We start from the raw sequence: 16,829 nt of genomic DNA on the forward strand, positions 1-16,829 counted from the left end.
TAGAATTTTTCGCCCGCTAGTAAAAAATGACTGATGAACCAATGACTATTGAACTAACTTACCCTTGGCTTGCTAGTAAATAAAGTACAGCCATTCTAATAGCCACACCGTTTTCTACCTGTTCTAAAATGATGGATTGTTTACTGTCGGCAACATCACTTGTAATCTCCACACCACGATTAATCGGGCCCGGGTGCATGACGATTATTTCCTTATCGAGGTTATCGAGAATCTGTTTATTTAGGCCATACATCATGGCGTATTCTCTCAAAGATGGAAAATATTTAATATCCTGACGCTCCAGTTGAATGCGAAGCATGTTCGCTACATCGCACCAATTCAGTGCTTTAATTAAGTTATGTTCAACTTTTACTCCAAGTTGATGGATGTGTTTGGGAATTAAAGTGGTTGGTCCGCAAACCATCACTTCCGCACCTAAACGCTGTAGACAAAGGATGTTAGAGATTGCTACCCGAGAGTGCAAAATATCTCCAACAATAACCACTTTCTTCCCACTCACATCGCCTAATTTCTGGCGGATGGAGAAAGCATCAAGTAAAGCCTGGGTTGGGTGTTCATGAGCCCCGTCGCCAGCATTTACAATTTGCGCTTTTACATGTTTGCTCAAAAACTGACCTGCTCCTGCATAGGGATGACGCATCACCACCATGTCGACTTTCATCGATAGAATGTTGTTAACCGTATCAATCAATGTTTCTCCTTTGCTCACTGATGATGATGATGCAGCGAAGTTTACCACATCTGCTGATAACCTCTTTTCAGCAAGTTCAAAAGAAAGTTTTGTGCGGGTAGAATTTTCAAAGAAAATATTGGCAATGGTAATGTCCCGAAGTGAAGGAACCTTTTTAATGGGCCTATTAATTACTTCTTTGAAATTATCTGCAGTTTCGAAAATCAATTCGATATCATTCCGGTTAATATCTTTAATGCCTAAAAGATGTCGGGTTGATAGTTTGTCTGCTGCCATTTTTATATTATTGTTTTTCGGATAATAAAATCACTTTGTCTTCACTTCCTTCACTTGCCCAGGTTACTTTCACTTGCTGTGAATTTAAGCTATCCACCTGATGACCAATGTAATCGGGTTCGATAGGTAAATGTCTACTAAACCTGCGATCAATCAGCACCAACAGTTCTACTTTCTCTGGTCGGCCATAAGCGAGTAACGCATCAAGTGCAGCTCTAATGGTTCTTCCGGTCCAAAGTACATCATCAATGAGGATCACTTTTTTGCCCTCAATAATGAAATCAATGGAATTGCTACTTGCTGTTACCAATCCATCTTTACGCCTAAAATCATCCCTAAAAAAAGTAATGTCGAGGTTTCCCTTTAAAATTTTTTTGTTTTTTAGAATGGTTTCGAGCTCTTGATGAATGCGATCGGCAAGAAAGATACCGCGTGGCTGGATGCCAATTAAAACGGTATTCGCGAAATCATCGTGGTTTTCAATTAATTGATGGCAAAGCCTCTTAATTGTAATCTGAATTTTTTGTCCGTCAAGAAGTGTTTTCTTTTGCATTGAAGAAGGATTGGGCAAATATAGGGAAAAAGTAGAAAGTTGAAAGCAGAAAGTTGAAAGTTCTCAAGGCAAATTACCAAAGTGTTTGATTGTTAATTTGTTGAATTTTGATTATATGCGTAAATAGGCATTTATCACAACAAATGATCTTCTATTCAACTAAATAGGCCGTGCTTTGAATTCCTCTAACATTAAATGACATTCATAAGCATTCATTGAAAATATAATAAGCGCTGAAGTTTTTATATTTGTAAATGGAACGGGTAATTTTTTTCGATGGTGTTTGTAACCTGTGTAATGCTTCAGTCCAATTTGCGATTGAACGTGATAAAAAAAATCTATTTAAGTTTACCGCTTTGCAAGGCGAATACGCCAAAGCTGTCTTACCCAAATTCAATGTCGATCTAAATCAGCTTAATTCTATTATTCTACTTGAAGATGGTCAGCTTTATACAAAATCAGCAGCTGCGTTAAAGATTGCCAGAAAATTGAACGGCTTATGGCCAACACTTTATGTGTTTATCCTCGTTCCAAAATTTATTCGTGATTGGTTTTATGATATTATCGCCAAAAACCGCTATAAGTGGTGGGGAAGGCAGGAGAGTTGCTGGCTACCGACACCAGAACTAAAGCAGCGCTTTATCGATTAATCCTGTTCCTGATTATTTCTAGGTTTCCACAGCCAAAGCGTTAAAATCACCATAGGGATTGAAATACTCAGGGCGATTACGATAAATATGCTTCGCTGTTTAACAATATCTGCTTCGTCGGTAATGAAAATATTTATCGTTTCTTTAAGTACAAATAGTGTAATCAAGGTGCAAATAACTGCAAAGACTTTACGCATAGTTTAATTTTGAGGCAAAGATTGGAATAATTATTAGAAGGAACTGTATTGAGATTAAAACAGTTATTTATGAAGTGTAAGGTTGGATAATCAATTTTCAAGATACTTTTTTGAATATTCTATCCCTATCAAATCGTATCGTTTAAATTGTGTTTTCAAACGTTTTTGAAAATCAGCATAATTTTTCTTTTCTTTTGGGCTCCACAAGATTTCGCTCAAAGCATCTAATCTAGGAAATAGCTGGTATTGTACTTTTGCCGGATTAGTGATATACTCACTCCATAAACAGCCTTGGCCACCCCAGATGTACTTCGCCTGCTCTGCATCAAGTTCTGCAGGAATAGGCTCATAATTGTAAACATCAGCCAAAAGTGAAGGTTTACCAGCGGTTAAGCTATCTTCCTTAACAAATTGCGCATGGTTAAAATACAATTTATTTTCAGGGGTCATGATGGCTTTATGGTTTTGTTTCGCTGCTTCAATGCCGCCTTTTTCACCTTGCCAACTCATTACTACTGCATTTGGTGCTAAGCCACCCTGCAAAATTTCATTCCAGCCAATGATGGTTTTGCCTTTGCTATTTACAAATTTCTCAATCCTGCGGATGAAGTAACTTTGTAATTCGCTTTCCGATTTTAAATTATTCGCCTTCATAATTTGTTGAGAAACAGGAGACTGTTTCCACCAAACTTTAGAGGCTTCATCGCCACCGATATGGATATATTGCGATGGAAACAAATCCATTATTTCTGTGAGTACATTTTCTAAAAATTTGAATGTGGTGTCTGAGGCTTGCAAAACGTTATTGTATTTGTTCATCATTCCCCAGGTTTCGGCAACGGTATATTTTTTATTCGGTTCTGTTCCTAATTCTGGGTAAGCAGCCAGAACAGCCATACTGTGGGCTGGCATTTCAATTTCTGGAATTATAGTAATGTAGCGTTTAGCCGCATATTCCACCACTTCTTTTATTTGCTCTTGCGTATAAAACCCACCATGTTTAATCCCATCAGTTTTGATCACAGCATCTTTTGGAGTAATATTAATTGCTGTGGGCAAAACCTGATATTTAATGTTTTCATTGCCTTTTCCTGGCCATAAACCGATGATGCTACCGTAACGCCAGGCACCAATTTCGGTGAGCTTCGGGTACTTTTTAATCTCGATTCTCCAGCCGTGGTCATCGGTTAAATGCCAATGAAAATAGTTCATTTTGTGCAGGGCCAGGTAATCAATGTATTGCTTAACAAATTCCACGTCAAAAAAATGGCGACTTACATCTAAGTGCATTCCGCGGTAATCGAAGCGGGGATAATCGGTTATGGATACTGATGGAATAATTAATTGTTCTGTTTTTACTTGAGGTAATAATTGAATCAATGTTTGTACACCATAAAAAAGTCCATTTTCTGAATTGGCATAAATTACTATTTGCTCGTAGTTGCTTATCAGTTCGTATTCGTTTGAACTTTTTAGTAATCGAGTAACTATTTCTAGTTTGATTATGTTTTTTTTAGCTGTTGAATTAGGGTTAATCCGAACTTTGAGATCGTAATATTTTTGAATATAATTTTGTAGAAATAATGCTGAGTTGGATAATGAATCATTCGAAATAATTTCAGTGTTTTTATCGATTATAAATTTTTCTGTGCTTAAGCCAGTTTTAATACTTACAGGCTGTGGAATGATGTTTACTTCCTGGGCAGAAAGATGGTAGCAAAAAGCAAATGATAAAAACAAAAAAATAATCTTCTTCATACTAGAATGGTTTCCTTTTTCAAAAGTAATAATTCTAAACGGATGAAAGGAAAGGTTTTGGTTAACGAAGTACTGATGTTACCTAAACCCGATGGGAGTGAAATCCTTTTTGTTAAACCTATAAGGTCTCAAAGACCTTATAGGTTTGGAAAATATTGAATGAATAGCGGGCCAGGAGTTACCGATTGGTACTTGCTTTCGTTTTCAAAAACCTCACCCTATTGAAGTTAGAAGTAGAACTTGCTTGCTACTGTCCCTCTCCTTGAAGAGAGGGATTTTATGGACAATGGAAAGCAAGGTTATAACGCCCTTCATCGTTTCCCGTTTTAGCCAAAGCGATTTTGTAGATACTGGGAGTGAAGTACGTTAAAACCACTTTCCATGGTTTCTCTTTCTTTAAGGAAAGATTGTTAATAAAAAACCTCACCCTATTAAAGTTAGAAGTAGAACTCGGTAGCTACTGTCCCTATCCTTGAAGAGAGGAATTTTGCGGGCAGTGGAAAGCTAAAATAGGTTAAAACCGCCTTCCATTGTTTCCCTCTCTTTTAGGAGAGGGACTGCATTGAAACAACAAAAACTTCTGCCTTTCATAGGGCGAGGTAAAAAAAATCCCGATAACTTTCGCTATCGGGATTAATATATTCAGTTAAAAAGAACTAGCCTTTTTTAGCTTTGCTTTCTTCGCCTTCTAATTGCGATTTCAATTGAGCCAATACGTCTAAATCTCCTAAAGTAGATTTCTCTACAGAATCTTTAACTTTCTTAACTGCAGTTACAGCAGCTTTAGCTTCTTTTTTCTTAGCATTTCTTTCTTCTGCTACAGCTTCAGCTTTAACTTCTTCCCAAATACGAGCGTGAGAAACAACGATGCGTTTAGCTTCTTTGTTAAACTCGATGATTTTGAAATCGTTAGTTTCTTCTGCTTTAACTGAAGTACCATCTTCTTTAACCATGTGTTTAGTTGGTACGAAACCTTCTACACCGTATGGTAAAGCAATAACAGCACCTTTATCAGTTACTTTAACAACTGTTCCTTGGTGAACCGAATCTAAAGTAAAGATCGTTTCGAAAGTATCCCAAGGGTTTTCTTCCAATTGTTTGTGACCAAGGCTTAATTTACGGTTATCAACATCAAGTTCTAAAACAACAACGTCTAATACATCACCAACTTTAGTGAATTCATTAGGGTGGTTTACTTTTTTAGACCAAGATAAATCAGAGATGTGGATTAAACCATCAATACCTTCTTCGATTTCAACAAAAACACCGAAGTTAGTCATGTTTTTAACAGTTGCTTTGTGCTTGCTTCCAACTGGGAATTTAGCAGCAACTTCTTGCCATGGATCGTTAGATAATTGTTTAATACCTAAGCTCATTTTGCGCTCGTCTCTATCTAAAGTTAAAACTTCAGCTTCGATCTCATCACCAACTTTTAAGAATTCTTGTGGATTTCTTAAGTTTTGTGACCAGCTCATTTCAGAAACGTGGATTAAACCTTCAACACCTGGGATGATTTCTAAGAAAGCACCGTAATCTGCAACAGTTACGATTTTTCCTTTTACTTTAGAACCAACTTGAATGTCAGTACTTAAGTTTTCCCAAGGGTGTGGAGTTAATTGTTTTAAGCCTAAAGCGATACGTTTTTTCTCATCATCGAAATCTAAAACAACCACGTTGATTTTTTCATCTAATGATAATACTTCTTTTGGATGCTCTATGCGGCCCCAAGAAATATCAGTAATGTGAAGTAAACCATCAACACCACCTAAATCGATGAACACACCGAAATCAGTAATGTTTTTAACAGTACCTTCTAATACCTGTCCTTTTTCTAATTTAGAAACGATTTCTACTTTTTGTGATTCTAAATCGTCTTCAATTAACACTTTATGAGAAACTACTACGTTTTTAAACTCATGGTTAATTTTAACAACTTTGAATTCCATTGTTTTACCAACGTAAACATCGTAATCACGGATAGGTTTAATATCAATTTGAGAACCTGGTAAGAAAGCTTCAACGCCCATGATATCAACAATTAAACCACCTTTAGTACGGCTCTTAACGAAACCGTTGATGATTCTATCATTTTCAAGAGCCTCGTTAATAGCTTCCCAAGATCTTTGAGTTTTTGCTCTTTTGCGAGAAAGGATCAATTGACCATTAGCATCTTCTGGTGCTTCAACGAAAACGTCAACTGAATCGCCGATTTTTAAATCAGGTGTATCACGGAATTCTGAAGTAGAAACTAAACCGTCTGATTTAAAACCAACGTTTAATACTACGTCTTTGTTGTTAATTGAAACAACGATACCGCTAATGATTTCACCTTTAGTGATCTGATTGAATGTTCCAGCATACATATCTTCAAACTTTTTACGGTCTGCATCATTGTAATTACCGAAAACTTTTTCATCTGCATCCCAATCGAAATCTTCGGTTGGTGTTGCTAATGATGATTTGATCGATTCGATCGAAACTGAATCAGCTTCTGATTCAATAGTTTCTTTTTCAGTCAGGCGTCCGCCTTCTCCCTGAAGCTCAGCTGTTTTAGCTGCTAATTCTTTTTCTGCTACTTGTTTTTTAGCCATTAATTAATTATCTCCTTTTTTCCCTATTTAGGGAGAGCAAAGGTAAAAATATTTTAATTAATAGAAAAGATTTTTTTAATAAATGTTGCTGATTTTAAGGTTATTATAATTCTGCCAATCGTCATGCTAAATTTATTTGAGCATCTAGATCGTAAAATTCAAATAATTTTGATGTGATTTATATTAGGATTTGAAAATGAGCATTCAGTAATTCTTCGGTTGCTCTAGTCCCGTCATTCGCTGTAGCCCCCATGAAAAATCGGGGGCCGCCGCCGCTACCGGGTTTAGAAACAAAGATTGTGTAAGAAACAACATAAAGCTATAAACAATGTTATCTGCTATTCAGAAATCTCATTTAATAGCTCAACAAGCTCCCTATCTGAAATACTATCCTTTTCAGATTTATCATAAATCGAAAGTAAATATACTGTTGAATCAGTTACAATGAAGTTTGTTATAATTCGAGCTCCGCCAGATTTTCCTTTGCCTTTTGATGAAATTGCAATTCAGATTTTATAGCAGTTTTTTCCAATAGGAGTGCCGATTGTCGGATTTTCTTCAAGACTGTGGAATAAAGATGATATTTCATCTTTTAAAGAATTGTATTTTTTCGCAAGTCTTTTTAGTTCTTTCCTAAAGCTTGGAACTGCTATTATACTATAACTCATTAAGCAATTGTTCTGCAGATATTCCCTTCAACTTTCCTTGTCGTATCAAGTTCAATTCTTTAACTGCTTCTTTTATTTCTGCTTTTAAAATCTCTTTAGGTTCAATAATGGTTTTTGTTTTAACATAAGGAATGCTATTCAATACTTCCATTAATGAAGACGCCTTATTGTCAGGTATTTCGAGTAACACTTTCATATATCAAATATACAATTTATAGTCTACTTCTTTGTAAAGGTTCCTCTTGTAAATCCTTCTCCAACCAACGTGTTTTCATCTCTTATTAACAGGAGAATCATGTTTTGTTGGTCGTACATTTTAATCATATCACCTTCGATAACATATTTCGTAGCAAAGGTAGAATCTGTATAAGTATCTTTTACAATAACAGAGTCTTTTGTACCGAAATCGAACGTTTTATATTGGGTTTCGCTATCGCTTATAAATGTGCCTGAAACTTTTTTAGGTTGAATAAAAGTAACGAAGCAAAAATAAATCACTACCAAAACTACAATGGCTGAAATACCAATCAGAATTTTATTTTGGTTTGAGTATTTGAAAATGAAATACAAAATAGTACCCATTACCAAAGCAACAACCACGAAGAAGATAATGTTAGAATAATCCTTATCAATTGAAGGAATCTCAATGGAAGTAGTATGCTTTTTAATTGGAGCCTTAACTGGCGAAACCCTTACCAAAAATTCTTTACTTACCCAGCCTTCGCCATTGGTAACCTTAATTTTGAAATAACTGGCGTCAGCTGAATCGATAACCGCAACATTTTCATTTTCGGGTAGATAACCAATGACTTTACTTTTTGGATCGGCTTTTTGTCTAACTCTTAAGTTATCAGTAGTTACGCGATAAATAACATCTGCTGTGCTATCAGCTGGATTGTTTTGCACCGTTGTGGTTTGTGGAGTTGTTGCTGGCGGCGTTGAGGCAGGAGTAGTGGAAGGAACTTTTTCGATGAAATCTTTACTTACCCAGCCTTCACCATTCTTGATTTTTATTTTATAAAATTTTGCATCACTTGCATCCAAAACAGTAATATTCTCGTTTTGCATTAGGTTAGCTACCACTTTGCTTTTAGGATCACTGCTCGCTCTCACTCGCAACTTGTCTGCCTTTACCCGATAAGTTTCTTGGGCATGAACAAAGTTGGATATTAAAAAAAGAGCAGTTATCAAAAAGAAAATTCTAATCATGTTTCTGGGATTTTAGCAATAGCAATTAATAAAAATATGGAAACTCGAATAAGCAAACATCGTGCTAACGCAGGCAAAATTAAAAAATACTTTCATAAGCTTCACATTATCTTGCTATAATCCGTTTACCAACTTCCCCCCGAACCACCGCCGCTACTGCTGCCACCGCCCCAACTGCTTGATGAAGATGACGAGCTGCTGCTGCTTGATGACGAGCTGGAAGAAGATTTGGATTCTACCAACATTGGCAATACAATCCATTTTATAAATTCGACATTTTTACAGCAACTACATTCATTAATAAGCTTAGCCTGCCCATCATGACTGTAAGTTGCAGCTGTTACCGTAACTTTTTTATTTAGTTTATAAGTTCTAAAACTGCATTTTGGGCATTCAGTTAAATCATTATATTCTTCAGCTGGCCATTGTTTAATAATATGCTCTTTATGGTCAGCACTTTCCCAGATATCGTAATCATAAGATTTTGCTATTTCTTCCGCCCGCTGTCCGCCAGTTAAAAAAGGTTTGCCCTCAATGTTAATGTCTCTATCTAAACGAATCATTTCTCGTTTTTGGCTATCAAGAACAGGCTTAAATCTATCGATGTTCTTCGTACGTTTAAATAGATAATTTATCAGTGCAAATAATATCAGCGGAGAAAAAATGACCATCCAAAAATTCTTTTTATTGAAATCAGTTACCGCGTTAAAGAAATTCTTATCATCATAATATGTTTTTCTCAATGTAGAGATATGGTATAGATATCTAAAAAAGAGGCCTATCGCTAAAACGCCGTATAAAATGAAAGGTATATGGGATAATTTGATCTTCGAAAATAAACCAAACCCATCAAAAAATACGAGTGCAAAAATACTGATGAAAACAAACATGAAAAGTCCGGCACAGCCGTTGGTAATTGATTTTTCTAGATCAGATTTGCCTTTAGCTTGTATGGTATTTGTTTTTTTAGTTTGTCTGTTTACCAATTTAAACACTCCGAAGAAGGCTACTATGATAACAACAATAGGTATCCAAAACTTTTCAAGGTTGTTGTTATCTTCTTTTTGAGTAAAGAATTGGTTAAGTTCCGATTTGTTGTCTGGGTTTAGGATGATCACGCCAATTGCATTGATGGTATTGATTATCCCTGTTCCGAAATCATTTTCTCTAAAAGCCGGAATTAGGTTTTGTTCTGCAATGTGTTTCAGTTTTACATCGGGTAGAACCCCCTCAGTTCCTGTGCCCGTAATAAAACGATACTTCCTCCGATCTTTAGCAATAAATAAAAGCAAGCCATTGTTACTGCTTTTTTGCCCAATTCCCCAAGTGTTAAAAAGCTCATAAGCAAAATCAAAGTCTTCCTGATTAGTATCGAAATTATTTACAATTACAACCGCTACCTGAACATTGGTTTCTTTTTCGAACCTTGAAATTGAGCTGTTAACATTGGCAACATCATCAGCGGTGAGGATTCCATCCGGATTACTCACCCAACCGCCACCATTATTTTTAGGGTCTGGAATTTCATTAACTTTGTAAGCTTTCTGTGCAAATGTTAATGTTGTGCAAAAGAAAAATAGTAAAAAGGTAAGCTTCTTAATTGAATGAGTTTTGAGCATCAGATCATTTAGTAACGGTTAGCAATAGCATTTCAATCATTCATAACAATAGGGGATAAGTGTTGTTATTCTTTAAGGATTTTATCAATTAATTGATCAAGTTTTGCCTGGTTTTTAGCGTATGGAGCTAAATCGAAAAGTTTCACTGTTTTAAATTCAATCGGATGGCTTTCGCTTTGAAGGGAAATGTAACCAGATTTTAATGGGGTGCCATCTATCTTAACTTTAGGATCGAAGTTAGTTACACTTCCGCCTCCCACTTGTGGTTTTGTATATTCCAATACAACTTCTCCAGCTATAATGTGTTTAACTACTGAATCGCCAAGTACTAAAAAATCTGCGGTTACCCACTGGTCTCCAGCATAAGTTTTCGATTTAGAATCCATGCAATGGCCTGTAAACAATTTGCCATCGTAATTTATTAGGGTTCCGGGCGTGCACACATTGCTGGTGTGGCGTGTATGTTCTCCATCACCACCTAAAATCTGTGCTTCTATAGAAATAGGAAAATCCTGATCTTTTAACATCGTAGCTGGATCCTGACAATGCAGCATGGCACCGCTGTTTCTTGTTGCCCAGCCCTCACCACCTTTGGCTTGATCGCCAACAAAACGGTAGGTAACCCTTAATAAGTAGTAGGAAAATGGTTTTTTGTAAAAAATGTGACCGTACTGTTTGTCAAATTCTTTGTAGCCTTCATAACCTACGGTCATTAAGCCATTTTTTACCCGAAATGTATTTGCATAATTATCCTTGTAATCGTGTTTGGCAATTTTAATGTTCCAATCTTTTAAATCTTTTCCATTGAAAAGGTTAATCCAGCCCTTTTGTGCAGAAGCATTAAAAGAGATGACAGCAAACAGGAAAAATAGTACAGAAGAATATTGTTTTAATTTCATAGTAGCTTAATGGTTAGCAGCTAAAAATATGAAATTTAAACCAACTGAATAAATTTAATATCAATTAGGAAGCAATGGTTCAACTTTTTCCAGTGCAAAAGCCAATTGTTCTTCTTGTGTTAAATTGGTATTGTCTAAAATTATAGCGTCATCGGCCCTAACCAGGGGGCTTTCTTTGCGTGTGGTATCAGCATAATCTCGATGTGCAAGGTTTTCAAACACTTCTTCTAAAGTGGTTTGATTATTGCCCTTGCTTTCCAGTTCTTTAAACCTGCGCTCTGCTCTAATTTTGGGATCAGCTGTCATGAAGAACTTTAAGGGTGCGTTTGGAAAAACGGTGGTACCGATATCACGCCCGTCCATTACAATATTTTTCGATTTGCCCATGCGTTGTTGTTGCTTAACCATTTCATGGCGAACAATTTTATGAGCAGAAACTTCGCTCACATTTTCAGAAACAGGCATCAAACGAATCTCATCAGAAACTTCTTCTCCGTTCAGAGTAATGTGTGATTCATAATCACGAGAATGGAAATTTAATTCGATGTGTTGTAGCGCATCAGTAACGGCTTCGTCATTATAAATATCAATTTCATTCCTTAAGAAATACAGCGTTACAGCCCGATACATCGCACCACTATCTACATAAATAAAACCTAATTTTTTAGCCAATGCTTTTGCTAAAGTGCTTTTTCCGCAAGATGAGTAGCCATCAATAGCTATAACCAAGTTCTTTTTCATTCTGTTGCAAAGGTAAAAAAAGCGGTGGATTTAGTTGCTTTTTTTAGATTACTATTCTTTATACTTTTGCATGATGTTACCCACACGAGAAGAAATTTTAAAGTCAGTTACCTTCAAAACCTCCAGAAGTGGGGGAAAGGGTGGGCAAAACGTTAATAAAGTTTCCAGTAAAGTCGAATTAATCTTTGATTTGGAAAATGCCACTTTTTTTAATGAAGAGGAAAAGGTGCTTTTAAAATCGCGACTTGATAACCGAATGGACAATGATGGCTTATTGCATATTGTTTCGCAAGAAGACCGAAGTCAGCTGCTTAATAAAGAGAAAACCATTGCTAAACTGATCGATCTGCTTAAACGGTCTCTTCAAATTCAGAAAAAAAGAAAGCCTACGAAAATTCCAAAGGCAGTTATCCAAAAGCGATTGAAAAATAAATCGGTAAATGGTGATAAAAAACAATTAAGAAAAAAGCCAAATTTTGAGTAATTAAATCTTCCCAAATCTATAATACAAACTTAAGCCGCCATAATTTTGTGCTTTGGCTATACTTTTAACTTCTTTGGTTTTAAAGATGATATTAAAATCAATGGTGAATCTTTTTGAACTATAATTTACGCCAAATTGTTGTTCAAAAACTATTGGTTTTACTCCAAATGTTAAAGGACTATCGTCATTAAATAAACTTCCTTGTATGGTTGCATCGTAAGCAACTACATTTAACTGTGGCTTTAAGTAGAAGAAAAACTCTGATTTATTTAAAGCCGCAGTTTTTGAATTTCCAATTACTGCATTGTGGTAAGCACTGTTGAAGAGCTGGTTTAATCTGCCCGCTCTAAACAAGACTGAAGCACCCAGGCCAGAAAAAGTTGTTCCCAGGTTTGCATAGCCGGTTCCGCTTAAATCTACCACATTATCATTAGATCGAATTAGAAGTTTACTATAGTTGGCTGCTAAATTAACCGCTAATTCATTTTTAATTTGATATTCCCATCCAGCCGGAGTATAAAAGCCTACTGTTTTATGCAAGAATTCTTGTGCTTCTTTGGCCAGAGAGTTTGGTCCAACGGCACCGAGTTCTAGGCTCGTTTCCAATACACTTTCATTTTTATAAAAGATTGAATAAGTGCCTCCAGCGTATAAATAGCCAGCAAAAGGTCTATCTTGATCTTCCTTCTTAGCTACCTGACCCCAGTAAGGGGTATACATTTTTTGTCCGGCTGAAATTTCATAGGTTTTCTTCTCCACTTTTTCAGAAAACTTAGCAGGATCTATCGCTCTGCGAAAATAGATGAACAGGCCATTGGTATAGTAACGATCATTTAGAGTGGCTAAATACGCATCATTTTCAGTTTTAAAACCAAACTCATTTTTAAATGATTGTGCAAAACAGCCTAAAGAAATTAAACCAAGAAGTAGGGTGGTGAAAAGTGATTTCATAAAAAAGCCCCGATACTTTATCGGGGCTATAAATGTATTTATAGTTATTGGATTATTGATCAATCAGCTAAAAGATTACAATTTAGTTGACTATTGGAGCTACTTTAATGCTCAAATCCAATGGCTTTTTAACTTTGTTTTTTGTTAGCGCCAATTCAATCACCTCACTCATTTCTGTTACGTAATGAAATTTAAGGTCTTTGATATAGCTTTCCTTGATTTCTAAAATATCTTTACGGTTGCTTTTACAAAGAATAATTTCTTTGATATTCGCCCTTTTTGCCGCAAGGATTTTCTCTTTAATTCCGCCAACCGGAAGTACTTTACCACGTAGGGTAATCTCTCCGGTCATGGCTAAATGTTGCTTAACCTTTCTTTGTGTAAATGCCGATGTTAAAGCAGTAAGCATGGTAATGCCAGCTGATGGGCCATCTTTTGGCGTAGCACCGGCGGGTACGTGAACGTGAACATCCCAGTTATCAAATAAAGTGTAATCGATGCCAAATTCTGCAGCATGAGCACGTAAATAGGCTAGTGCAATCACTGCTGATTCTTTCATCACATCGCCTAAATTACCGGTTAAAGTTAACTTGCCTTTACCAGGACTCAAGCTCGATTCGATAAATAAAATATCGCCACCAACACTTGTCCAGGCCAAGCCTGTAACTACACCAGCAACTTCATTGCCTTCGTATAAATCTTTATCGTAAATAGGTGCGCCTAAAATACGTTCAACGTCGTCATTCGTTAGCGTAACATTATACTCTTCTTCCATTGCAAGCTTGGTAGCTACACCACGAACCAGGGAGCCAATTTTTTTCTCCAAACCACGTACTCCAGATTCACGAGTATAATCTTCAATTACTTTTTCAATCAAAGCAGGTTTTAGATTAATATCCTTGTTTTGCAAACCGTGGTTTTCCTTTTGCTTAGGCAAAAGGTATTTTTTGGCAATCTCAATTTTTTCTTCAATCGTGTAGCCATTCACCTCGATAATCTCCATACGATCTAGCAAAGCTGGCTGTATAGTACTTAGTGAGTTTGCGGTAGCGATGAATAAAATATTTGATAAATCGTAATCTACCTCAACGTAGTGGTCATAGAAAGCGTTGTTCTGTTCCGGATCCAACACTTCCAGCAAAGCTGATGATGGATCGCCACGGTGGTCAGTTCCAACCTTATCAATCTCATCCAATACAAACACAGGGTTATCTGCGCCCGCTTTTTTGATTGATGAAATAATACGCCCTGGCATGGCACCGATGTAAGTTTTGCGGTGACCACGAATTTCAGCTTCATCGCGAATACCGCCCAAAGCCATACGAACATATTTACGCCCCAATGCTTTGGCAATTGATTTTCCTAAAGATGTTTTACCAACTCCCGGAGGGCCAACTAAACAAAGGATAGGCGCTTTCATATCGCGTTTTAGCTTCAAAACCGCTAAATATTCAACAATACGCTGCTTCACTTTTTCCAGACCAAAATGATCTTTATCTAGAATCCGTTGGGCACGTTTTAAATCGAAATTGTCTTTGGTAAATTCGCTCCAAGGTAAATCTAAAAGCAATTCAAGGTAATTGAGCTGAACAGAATAATCTGGCGCTGCCGGATTCATTCTTCCCAGTTTATCTAATTCTTTATCGAAATGATCAGCAACAGGTTGTCCCCATTTTTTCTTTTTAGCTTTTTCCTGAAGGGCATCAAATTCTAAATCGGCAGAGTTTCCACCTAATTCTTCCTGAATTGTTTTTAGCTGTTGATTTAAGAAGTAATCGCGTTGTTGTTTGTCAAGATCAGTACGGACTTTGGATTGAATTTGGTTTCTCAATTCCAACATCTGTAGTTCTACCATCAAAAGCTCCATTACTTTCTGCGCCCGTTCCTGCAATTTGTCCATTTCAAGAATTTTTTGCTTATCGGCCATTTCGGCATTCATATTTGAAGAAATGAAATTAATCAAAAATGAATTGCTCTCGATGTTTTTAAGTGCGATACTCGCCTCACTTGGAATATTTGGCGACAGCTGAATAATTTGCGCTGACATTTCGCGAATAGATGCAATTAAGGTTTTAAACTCCTTATCGGCTTTATGTTTTTGCTCTTCGAACTTTTTAACTACAGCCTTAATATAAGGTTCGTTTTGCACCTCTTCAATTAAGCTAAAACGCTGCTTACCCTGGATAATTACGGTGGTATTGCCATCAGGCATTTGCAGTAACTTTATAATGTTTGCTACTGTACCAACGGTGTTAAGTTGCTCAAAAGTAGGGTCTTCTATCGAAACATCTTTTTGAGAAACTACTCCAATAATCTTGTTTCCTTTGTAAGCTTCTTTAATTAATTTTATTGATTTGTCTCTTCCAACAGTAATTGGAATTACTACTCCAGGGAATAAGACAGTATTTCTCAATGGCAAAATCGCCAGGGTTTCAGGTGTTTCCTCGTTGTTCATTTCCTCCTCGTCTTGTTGAGACATTAAGGGAAAAAACTCTGTATCCTCATTTATTATCGGCATGGCATTATGGAAATCAAATATATCTTCTTTACTCATTATCACTTTTCCTCTAACGACAAACTGGCAGTTCAATCGTCTTCACTTTGTTTATTTATGTTATTCAACTAATATTTCCAACTCTTGTGCCAAAGTAGAAATACCATTAATCTTATGTTAAAAAGGCAGAGTAATATATTGTTTCGGCCAATATCATATTATGAAGTTTTTAACGTTTAAGCTATTGTTTAATATAGAACTTTTTTATTTCCAAAAATTAAAAAACTTTTAAATTATCAGAATAGGATTATATTGCAACAAATTTCGTCTTTTTTGGCGGTAGAATTACAAAAACATATTATTCGTTACATGAACTATTTTAGACACGCAATTTTAGGATTAATCATATTATCATCTACCAGCAGTTTTGCACAAAACAATTACGAGCGGAGCATGCAGGCAATGATTAAAGGAGATTATAAAACTGCCGTTACCCAACTGGAGAAAGCCGATGCTAAAACGCCAGAGAATGCTAAAATTTTGCAGATGTTAGGCTATTCATATTTTCAAAATGCTCAATATGAAAAATGTATTGAAACATACAGTCGTTTAATTACAGTAAAACCATCAGAAGTTTCTGCATACTACTATCGTGGAAAAGCAAGGTTAAATATAGCGAACGACCCAAAGGAATCATTAAACACCATGCGTGAAAATTTTTATACCGCTGCAATTAAAGATTTTACCAAGGCCATTGAAATTAATGGCGATGAGGATACGCAAATGTTTCAAAATCGTGCTTTAGCTTATAAAGACTATGCAATTTTTAGATCGTATAAGGCAAAACGGAAAGATGAGAAAACTGCATGTGTTGCGCTGTTTAACAATTCAATTGCAGATTTTCAAAAAGTGCTAACTATGCAGCCGCTACGGAAGGATATTATTGATTGGGTTGCCTATGATAAAGCGCAAATTGCTTCATTAAAATAAAGACAAAAAAAAACAGGCTTTGAAATTTCAAAGCCTG

General features: G+C 36.2%; 15 protein-coding genes. 3 read left to right on the forward strand and 12 right to left on the reverse strand.

Features of this window, described 5'->3' with window-relative positions:
* Positions 1 to 58 precede the first annotated feature (58 nt).
* A complete protein-coding gene (locus ACZZZK_RS19320) occupies positions 59 to 988 on the reverse strand; it encodes an aspartate carbamoyltransferase catalytic subunit (protein WP_463485546.1) in 930 nt (309 codons plus the stop codon).
* A gap of 7 nt (positions 989 to 995) precedes the next feature.
* Positions 996 to 1,541: a bifunctional pyr operon transcriptional regulator/uracil phosphoribosyltransferase PyrR gene (gene pyrR, locus ACZZZK_RS19325; RefSeq protein ID WP_463485547.1), complete on the reverse strand. Its 546-nt coding sequence runs from the start codon at positions 1,539 to 1,541 to the stop codon at positions 996 to 998.
* Positions 1,542 to 1,795: 254 nt separating this feature from the next.
* Between pyrR and ACZZZK_RS19330 the strand changes: the two genes are divergently transcribed.
* A complete protein-coding gene (locus ACZZZK_RS19330) occupies positions 1,796 to 2,191 on the forward strand; it encodes a thiol-disulfide oxidoreductase DCC family protein (protein WP_463485548.1) in 396 nt (131 codons plus the stop codon).
* Here the strand turns inward: ACZZZK_RS19330 and ACZZZK_RS19335 are convergent.
* The 8 genes from ACZZZK_RS19335 to cmk form a co-directional block, all read right to left on the reverse strand.
* The gene (locus ACZZZK_RS19335; protein WP_463485549.1) at positions 2,188 to 2,388 is read right to left on the reverse strand and encodes a hypothetical protein; all 201 of its coding nucleotides are present in this window, start codon (positions 2,386 to 2,388) and stop codon (positions 2,188 to 2,190) included. The genes ACZZZK_RS19330 and ACZZZK_RS19335 overlap by 4 nt on opposite strands.
* Before the next feature lie 90 nt (positions 2,389 to 2,478).
* Positions 2,479 to 4,146, reverse strand: coding sequence for a beta-N-acetylhexosaminidase (locus tag ACZZZK_RS19340; protein ID WP_463485550.1), 1,668 nt, complete (start codon positions 4,144 to 4,146; stop codon positions 2,479 to 2,481).
* Between the two features lie 656 nt (positions 4,147 to 4,802).
* Positions 4,803 to 6,737: a 30S ribosomal protein S1 gene (gene rpsA / locus ACZZZK_RS19345; protein WP_010600211.1), complete on the reverse strand. Its 1,935-nt coding sequence runs from the start codon at positions 6,735 to 6,737 to the stop codon at positions 4,803 to 4,805.
* Between the two features lie 657 nt (positions 6,738 to 7,394).
* Entirely contained in the window at positions 7,395 to 7,601 is a 207-nt protein-coding gene (locus ACZZZK_RS19350) for a hypothetical protein (protein WP_463485551.1), read from the reverse strand.
* Positions 7,602 to 7,624: 23 nt separating this feature from the next.
* A complete protein-coding gene (locus ACZZZK_RS19355; RefSeq protein ID WP_463485552.1) occupies positions 7,625 to 8,614 on the reverse strand; it encodes an SH3 domain-containing protein in 990 nt (329 codons plus the stop codon).
* A 125-nt stretch (positions 8,615 to 8,739) separates the two neighbouring features.
* Entirely contained in the window at positions 8,740 to 10,233 is a 1,494-nt protein-coding gene (locus tag ACZZZK_RS19360; RefSeq protein ID WP_463485553.1) for a TPM domain-containing protein, read from the reverse strand.
* A 65-nt stretch (positions 10,234 to 10,298) separates the two neighbouring features.
* A complete protein-coding gene (locus tag ACZZZK_RS19365; protein WP_463485554.1) occupies positions 10,299 to 11,132 on the reverse strand; it encodes a 3-keto-disaccharide hydrolase in 834 nt (277 codons plus the stop codon).
* A 60-nt stretch (positions 11,133 to 11,192) separates the two neighbouring features.
* Positions 11,193 to 11,873 carry a (d)CMP kinase gene (gene cmk / locus ACZZZK_RS19370; protein ID WP_463485555.1) on the reverse strand — a complete coding sequence of 227 codons (681 nt, stop codon included), beginning with the start codon at positions 11,871 to 11,873 and terminating at the stop codon, positions 11,193 to 11,195.
* A gap of 70 nt (positions 11,874 to 11,943) precedes the next feature.
* Between cmk and arfB the strand changes: the two genes are divergently transcribed.
* A complete protein-coding gene (gene arfB / locus ACZZZK_RS19375; RefSeq protein ID WP_463485556.1) occupies positions 11,944 to 12,357 on the forward strand; it encodes an alternative ribosome rescue aminoacyl-tRNA hydrolase ArfB in 414 nt (137 codons plus the stop codon).
* On the opposite strand, the gene ACZZZK_RS19380 is transcribed toward arfB, so the two are convergent.
* The gene (locus tag ACZZZK_RS19380) at positions 12,358 to 13,308 is read right to left on the reverse strand and encodes a lipid A deacylase LpxR family protein (protein ID WP_463485557.1); all 951 of its coding nucleotides are present in this window, start codon (positions 13,306 to 13,308) and stop codon (positions 12,358 to 12,360) included.
* 82 nt (positions 13,309 to 13,390) lie between these two features.
* Positions 13,391 to 15,862, reverse strand: a complete 2,472-nt coding sequence (gene lon / locus ACZZZK_RS19385) for an endopeptidase La (protein ID WP_463485558.1) — start codon at positions 15,860 to 15,862, stop codon at positions 13,391 to 13,393.
* A gap of 309 nt (positions 15,863 to 16,171) precedes the next feature.
* Between lon and ACZZZK_RS19390 the strand changes: the two genes are divergently transcribed.
* The gene (locus ACZZZK_RS19390) at positions 16,172 to 16,792 is read left to right on the forward strand and encodes a tetratricopeptide repeat protein (RefSeq protein ID WP_265801665.1); all 621 of its coding nucleotides are present in this window, start codon (positions 16,172 to 16,174) and stop codon (positions 16,790 to 16,792) included.
* Positions 16,793 to 16,829 lie beyond the last annotated feature (37 nt).

The sequence above is a fragment of the Pedobacter sp. AC163 genome, assembly GCF_979258665.1.